Here is a 7,219-nt window from a genome sequence, read left to right as displayed (position 1 = left end):
GCCCCGTCGGTGCGGGCGGCCTCGAGCACGGTGTCCGGCACGGCCGCGGCGGCATAGATCCGGGCCAGATAGACCCGCGCCGAGCAGATAGAGCAGGCCGGCGTCGTGGCTGGACGGGATCGGCGCGCGGGCCGCGGCGGTGATCGAGCCGGGGCTCAGGTCGGCCGAGGAGACCTTGGCGCGCGCGTTGGCGAGCTGGGCGATCTGGTCGTTGAGCGCACTGACCTGATCCAGCGTCGCCTGGGTACGCGGCGACGCGGTGTCGGTGCTGCTCTTCTGGTTGGGCAGCGTCTTCTGCACCGCCAGCCGCTGCCCGGTCACCTGCTTGATGGTGTTGTCGTAGGAGAGGATCAGCGCGGCCCGCTGCTGCTTGTAGATGTCCTCACGGACCCGCAGGTACGTTTCCGCGGCGGTGTTGGCGCCGGTGATCGCGCTGCGCTCGCTGTCGCCGGCGTACTGGAAGCGCAGCACCTGCCCGCCGGTGGGCACCTCGGTGGTGAGCGACTCACGGACCGCCTCGGGATCGCGGTTCAGGATCCGGGCGGTCGAGTCGATGACGTCGTTGCCCAGGGCGATGCCGTTCTCGGCGGTCATGTTGATGGCCCGGTCGGCGCCACTGGACGGCAGGGTGAACGGGTCGGTGACCACGGGACGCAGCACGACAACCGTTGTCGCGCGATACGTCGCCGGGAAGAAAAAGAGGTAGGCGAGCACCGCGAGCGTGACGGCCGCGGTGGCGGTCAGCACGATGCGCCACCGGCGCAGCGGAATCCGTACGACGTCCGCGAAGCCGACGACCCGCTGCCGGCTCGCGGCGACGGAATCAGTCACATCCATGAGTCGTCTCTCCCCGACATGTCTGCAGTTGTGTTTCGGTAGAGCTTGTTCTCACCGAAACCTTCCCCGGCCGGCATCCTCGCGCGGCCGGGGAAGGTTACGCAACAGAGAGTCGTCGCTCCGACGACAGTCTGTGTTACGAAGTGGCGAAGAACAGGGTCGGGTTCGACCATGTCGCCTCGGCCGTCGGCGCCGCCACCACAGTGGCGGTGGAGCCGTCGACCGCGGTCGACGCCGAAGCGTCGAAGTTGACCGTCCGGAGTGAACCGTCCGTGGAACCGTAGACCAGCTTGCCGGCCACCCAGGTCATGCCGCGCACCGTGCGCCAGTCGATGCCCGAGGTGGGCAGCGTGAAGGCGGTGGCGCCGATGACGTAGCCGTCCGGCGTGAGGTAACGATAGAACAGCGCGTTGCTCGACGCTGTCGTGTAATACATCCGGCCCTGCAGATAGAACGCGCCGGTCATGCTGGCCGCCGCGTACCACGAGTTGTAGCCGCTGCCGACCCACGGGGCACCGATCGCGCCGGAACCGCTGAGGATCGAGATGTTGAGCAGACTGCCGCTGGGTGCGCTGCTGTCCGTCTTGGCCCAGTACACCTTGTTGGACACCACGAACGCCGACTTGGCGCTGGTGAGCTGCGGCTGGCTGACCGTCGCCGGGGCGCCCACGCCGGACACGCCGTACGACACCTTGGTCACCTGGCCGTTACCGGCCCCCAGGTACAGGTAACCGGAGGCGGCCTGCGGGGCGTCCTGGATCGCGATGGTGCGTCCACCGGCGTCCGGGAAGTAACCCTGCCGGCCGTGGTACTCGTTGCCCAGGCCGTCGGCGTCGAAGCCGGCGAACAGCCCGTTCGGGCCCTTCCACAGCTCCCACATGATCGGGCCCCAGTTGGTCCCGCCGGCCGGCAGCTGGCTGCCCGGCGACCGGGTCGGGTTCCAGTTCAGCGGTACGCCGTTCTGCTGGTCCAGCGCGGCGATGCCGTAGCGGCTGACGCCACCCGGGCCCTGCGTGTCGTTGCCGTTGGCGTTGTTCTGCCAGCGGAAGTGCCCGCCGACGTAGACGACGCCGTCGGCGACCTCGAGCGAGGTGACCGAGTCGGTGCCGGTGACGTCGACCCAGGTCGCCTGGACGTTGCTGCCCCGGTCCGCGGTCTCCCAGCGGGCGGTGGCGTCGCAGTACGCGTCACCGCGGCCACCGTCGGCGATGATGACGAAGTAGCTGCCGTCGTCGTTGAAGTCGACGTCACGGGCGTAGAACGGGAACGAGCTGCTGTAGCAGGCGGCCACGTACCGGTCGGTGTTCCAGTCCGCGACGGTGGGCGTGCTCGCGGTATCGATCATGACGACCTGGTTGCGGGCGTTGCCGTTGACCTCGGTGAAGTTGCCGACCGCGACGACCGTGTCACCGTCGGGCGCGACCGCGAGGCCCCAGACCAGCTCGGTGCTGTTCGGGTACGGCCGGGGGCCGCTGGCGTCGACCTGGAAGGTGCTGTCGATCGCGCCGGTGGTGGCGTTGAGGCGGGCCAGCAGTCCGTGCTCGGTGCCGTTGATCCAGTGGAAGGCGCCGGCGATGTAGAGGTGGTTGTCGTGCACGATGGCGCGGCGCACCACCCCGCCGTCGGCGCGGCCGACCCAGCCGGTCACCGTGGCGCCGGTGGCCGGGTCCAGCTCGACGAGGTTCTTGCGGGACACCCCGTTCACCGTGCCGAAGCTGCCACCGACGATGAGCTTGCCGTCCGGGCTGACCGCGAGGGTCTGCACCGCGCCGTCGAGCACCGGGGCGAACCCCGTGCGCAGCGCGCCGGTGCCGGCGTCGTAGGCCACCAGGTTGCTCGCCGGCGACCAGGTGCTCGCGCCGGCGGCCTTGATGCCGCTGAAGGAACCGCCGGCGTAGACCGTGTTGCCGATCTGCGCGAACGCACGGATGCTGCCGTTCTGGGCGTGCGGCGTGTAGTCCACCGGGTTGGCCGTGACGATGGTCGCGGGGTCGTTCGGGGGAACGTACACGGCGGAGGCCGGGATGGCGGTCAGAGCGACCGTCAGACTCAGCACCGCGGCGGAGGCCAGGATTCTGGCCACCGGCCGCGACCGGAGTCGACGCTTTAGGGACACGGGCCCTCCTAATGAGAATTTAAAGATTGACGCAGCCTCGTGCGGTGAGCGTCAGTTCGCTATCGACCGTCCGGCCGGAGACGTTGCCTGCTCGGACCGGGCCGGGGCACAGAGGATGGACGAAGTCTGTGCGATCACGACGGAGCCAGCCGGAACGGCGCCACCCCGGGGCTCGCCCGGACACGCCACGCCGCCGCCTCCGCCAGATCTTCGAGGCCGACCTCCGGCGCTTCCCGGGCCACGACCAGCTTCCTGCCTTCCAGTTCGCGGGCCATCGCGACCTGGTGGTCGTCGACGTGCTCACCGAAGGCCTTGCGCCGTGGCACGTACAGCGCGCGCTTGCCGGCCTGCATCGCCGCCAGCGCGGAGCCCACCCCGGCGTGCGCGATGACCACGTCCGCCTCGGCGAGGGCCTGGCGCATCTCGGTGATCGGCACCTGTTTCCGGGCGCCGGCGGGCATCTTATCGACCACGGTCGAGCCCACCTGCCACAGCACGTCCCATTCCGGCGGCAGCAGGGTCACGAGATGGTTGAGCAGGCGCGGGAACGTGTAGCGCTCGTGGGTGCCCAGCGTCACCACGACCTTGCTCACCGGACGCGGCTCGGCGACCGGCTCCGCCTCGAAGGCGTCGAAGATGGACCCGCCGTACTGCCAGGTGTCGTCCGCCCAGGCCGGATACTGCGTGTAGAGCCGGGTGCGCGGCACCCGGGCAGCGAGCCGGCCGGTCAGCGAGGGCCCCTCGGTGCGGGTGGCACTCTCGATGTAGGAGCACGGCACGCCGGCGCGGGTGGCGGGCAGGAAGAACGCCAGGGCCACGCTGGCGCCGGTGCTGATCACCCGCTCGTAGCGCTCGCGGCGGAACATCCGCTCGGCGGCGATCAGGTCCTTGACCGCGCCGACCAGGTCCCGGCTGGTGGCCGGGGGCACGAAGACGACGTCCTCGCCGTCGAGCAGGGACCGGCTCTGCGGGCTGTCGAAAGTCACCCAGCGCCGCTCCCCCACCCCGAGCCGGGGCCTCAGGTCGTGCAGTTCGGCGAGATGACCCCCGGTCGAGGCGACGAGCAGTGTGGTCACGACGCGTTCGCCGTGGCGACCGGCTCGGCAGCCGGGGCGGCCACAGCCTCCGTCGCGGCGGCGGGCGTCGGCGCCGGGCGTGGATACCGGCCGACCAGGATGCCGACGGCCAGGGCGTAGCCCAGGAACAGCGCCGGGCCGAAGACCAGGCCGCTGATGACGTCGGTGAGCCAGTGCTTCTGGGTGTAGATGCGCGAGTAGCCCTCGTAGGTCGCCATGATGAGCACGACGGTGCCCAGCAGCACGTGCCAGCGCCGGCCCATCTTCCAGGTCAGCGCGACGAACAGCGCGATCGCCCCGAAGGTCATGACCACCCGGGCGATACCACCCGACGGGTACGAGCCCAGCCCGGTCGGCGGGTGACCGCGGTTGACCATGCCGGCCAGGATGGCCTGCACGTACTGCTCCAGCGGGAAGCTGAGCAGGATCGCCACCAGCGGGATCCAGAACCGCTTGCGCCAGAACGGGGCGAAGAGCACCGCCGCCACGACCACCACGATCTTGAGCGGGTCACGGTCGCCGAGCGTGGTGTACCACCAGTTGAAGTCCTCGAAGCCGGGACTGCGGCGGTCGGTCACCCAGAGCAGCACCGGCCAGTCGATGACGTTCTCCAGGCGGTGGGCCAGGATGCCGACCGGCCAGAAGACCGCGATGACAGCGGCGGCCCAGAACAGCACGAAGACCAGCGCGGTCATCGGCTTTCCGAGGGTCACGACCAGCCCGGCGACGGACTCGCGGGTCTTGGTCGCCAGCCGTCCGCGGGCCAGCCGCCGGCCCGGCCCGTACGCCAGCAGCGGACCGGCCACCGCGGGCACGATGACCGCGAACGCGGCGATGAAATACAGCAGTACCACCGAAGTGTCCCCATCCTGCGGCGTCCCGGCCGCATGCTTGCACCACCTGTCGAACGACGCCCCACGCGCCGCTCAGTAGGCTCCCGAGCCCCGCATGACCGCCATCGCGGTCCGCATGAGGATCACCAGGTCGACGGTGAGCGACCAGTTCTCCACATACCGCAGGTCGAGCCGGATCGAGTCCTCCCAGGACAGGTCCGACCGCCCGCTCACCTGCCACAACCCCGTCATGCCGGGCTTGACCACCAGCCGCCGGCGCATGTCCTGCGGATACTGCTCGACCTCGCTGGGCAGCGGCGGGCGCGGCCCGACCAGTGACATCTCCCCCAGCAGGACGTTGATCAGCTGCGGCAGCTCGTCGAGCGAGTAGCGGCGCAGGATCCGGCCGGTCCGGGTGACCCGCGGGTCCGCGCGGATCTTGAACAGCACCCCGGTGTGCTCGTTCTGCTGCCGCATCGCCTCGAAGCGCGCCTCGGCGTCGGTGTGCATCGTGCGGAACTTGTACATCCGGAACGATTCGCCGCCGCGGCCCACCCGGACCTGGCGGAAGAACACCGGGCCACCGGTGTCCAGCCGGATGACCAGCGCGACCAGCAGGAACAGCGGCGCGAGCAGCACCAGCAGCAGCGCGGCCACCGACACGTCGAACATGGACTTGATCAGGCGCCGGCCGCCGGAGAGCCGCGGGTGCTCGATGTGCATCATCGGCAGGCCGTCGACCGGGCGCACGGTGATCCGGTCACCGGCGGTGTCCACCAGCGACGACGAGACGATCAGGTCGATGTCGTCGCGCTCCAGCTCCCAGGCCAGGCGGCGCAGCATCGGGCCGTCGAGCTCCGGGCAGGACAGCACCATCACCGTGTCGGCCCCGGCGGCGGCGGCCGAGTTCGCCGCCGCGCCCAGGGCACCGAACACGGGCACGTCCACCGTGTGCGCCGCGTCGGCGAGCTGGCCCGCCGGCAGGCAGGCGCCGATGACCTGGAACCCGTGGTGCGAGCGGCGGTGCAGCTGGCGGGTCATCTGCGCGACGGCCGTGGCGTGACCGAGCGCCAGCACCCGGTGCATGCAGGCCCCGCGCCGGCGGGAACGGTGCAGCACCTTGCGCAGCACGAAGCGGCCGGTCAGTGAGAGCACGGTGGTCAGCACGAGAGCGATCAGCAGATAGCCCCGGGCGATGTCCGCTTTGGCCACATAGGAGGCGAGCGCGATGCCCATGGTGAGGCGTACGCCGGCCCGCAGCACCCGCTGATACTCCTCGCCGCCGACGAACAGCACCCGCCGTTCGTAGGCGTGCGTCAGCGCCAGCAGACCCACCCACACCGGTGGGATCAATGCGGACAGCACCAGATACCAGTCCGCGTACTGCGCGCCCTGGAACCGCAGCACGAAGGCGGCCAGCGTGGCCACCAGGGTCGCGCCGAAGTCGATGATCAGGAGCAGCTTGACGTAGCGGGCCTCCCAGACCCAGCGGTCGGCGTGGCCCCGCTCGTCGGTGGCACCGAGATCCCGTTCGGTGACGCCCGCATACGAGGAAGCTGTCGGAATCGGTCCGGTCGCGGCGTTGTCCGCCGTTGTTTCCGTCGTTGTCACGACGCCCCTGCCCGCCGGGAGACCCCACGCCCACTCGGCAATTTCGTGCACCCCACTTACGACGCCCCCCACCCCTTGGCCTCAGAACAACAAAGCGCAAGGACGCTCAGGCGGTGAACGCTAGACGACGGCCAGGAAAATAGAGACCCCAGGGTCGCAATCTTTACGAACGCGGGACCAAGTTTTCGGATACCGGGGCGGGCGGCAACATCGTGCATTGCCGGTGAACTCGGCTCTACATCGGACAAATTAACAGGCATACCGAGAGTGAGGTCAGGAGACGGCGGCCGACCGGTCCTGGTCCGCTTTTTCCACATTGGCGCCCGTGATTTGTCCGATAGAGCCGATCATGGCATCGCACCGTAACATGCCGGACGCGGAGCGCGTGCGCGGGGTAGTCGTGACCTTCGATGTCAGGACGACCCTAATCGATCATCCGGGTTGGACAGAAGTGGCCGAATGTGAGACACGCCCGTCGATCGGCCCACTTGACAATGGATGATCCACTGAGTCGGTCGGCAAAAAGATCAAGCCGCAACCATTTCGGACGAGGTGCGGAACGGCGAGCGCGAAGCAGTTCAGCGCTGTACGAGCCGCAGCGCCAGAGCGGGGCAGCGGTCGACGGCCCGGCGGGCGGAACCCTCGAGTCGCCTGCCGGATCTCCAGCGGCTCCTCGGCGGCCAGGTCATCCGGGCTCCGGCGCGGTTCGGCCGCCCCAGCAAGGTTGATCTTCATCACGGGTCGCC

General features: G+C 69.6%; 4 protein-coding genes and 1 pseudogene. All 5 read right to left on the bottom strand.

Features of this window, described 5'->3' with window-relative positions; translation table 11 throughout:
- A pseudogene (locus tag AB0C29_RS25555) lies at positions 1-837 on the bottom strand (hypothetical protein); the annotation flags it as partial.
- Between the two features lie 136 nt (positions 838-973).
- Positions 974-2,908, bottom strand: coding sequence for a delta-60 repeat domain-containing protein (locus tag AB0C29_RS25550; RefSeq protein ID WP_360824813.1), 1,935 nt, complete (start codon positions 2,906-2,908; stop codon positions 974-976).
- 179 nt (positions 2,909-3,087) lie between these two features.
- Complete coding sequence (locus AB0C29_RS25545) at positions 3,088-4,029, bottom strand: glycosyltransferase (protein WP_360824810.1); 942 nt, start codon at positions 4,027-4,029, stop codon at positions 3,088-3,090.
- Entirely contained in the window at positions 4,026-4,883 is an 858-nt protein-coding gene (locus AB0C29_RS25540) for a phosphatase PAP2 family protein (protein ID WP_360824807.1), read from the bottom strand. The genes AB0C29_RS25545 and AB0C29_RS25540 overlap by 4 nt, the downstream gene beginning before the upstream one ends.
- Before the next feature lie 72 nt (positions 4,884-4,955).
- Positions 4,956-6,473, bottom strand: coding sequence for a sugar transferase (locus tag AB0C29_RS25535; protein WP_360824804.1), 1,518 nt, complete (start codon positions 6,471-6,473; stop codon positions 4,956-4,958).
- Positions 6,474-7,219: the final 746 nt, after the last annotated feature.

This window comes from Actinoplanes sp. NPDC048791, from assembly GCF_040650095.1.
Classification (GTDB): Bacteria; Actinomycetota; Actinomycetes; order Mycobacteriales; family Micromonosporaceae; genus Actinoplanes.
Note: the sequence above shows the minus strand (reverse complement) of the source record. Positions and strands in the feature narration are given on the sequence as shown.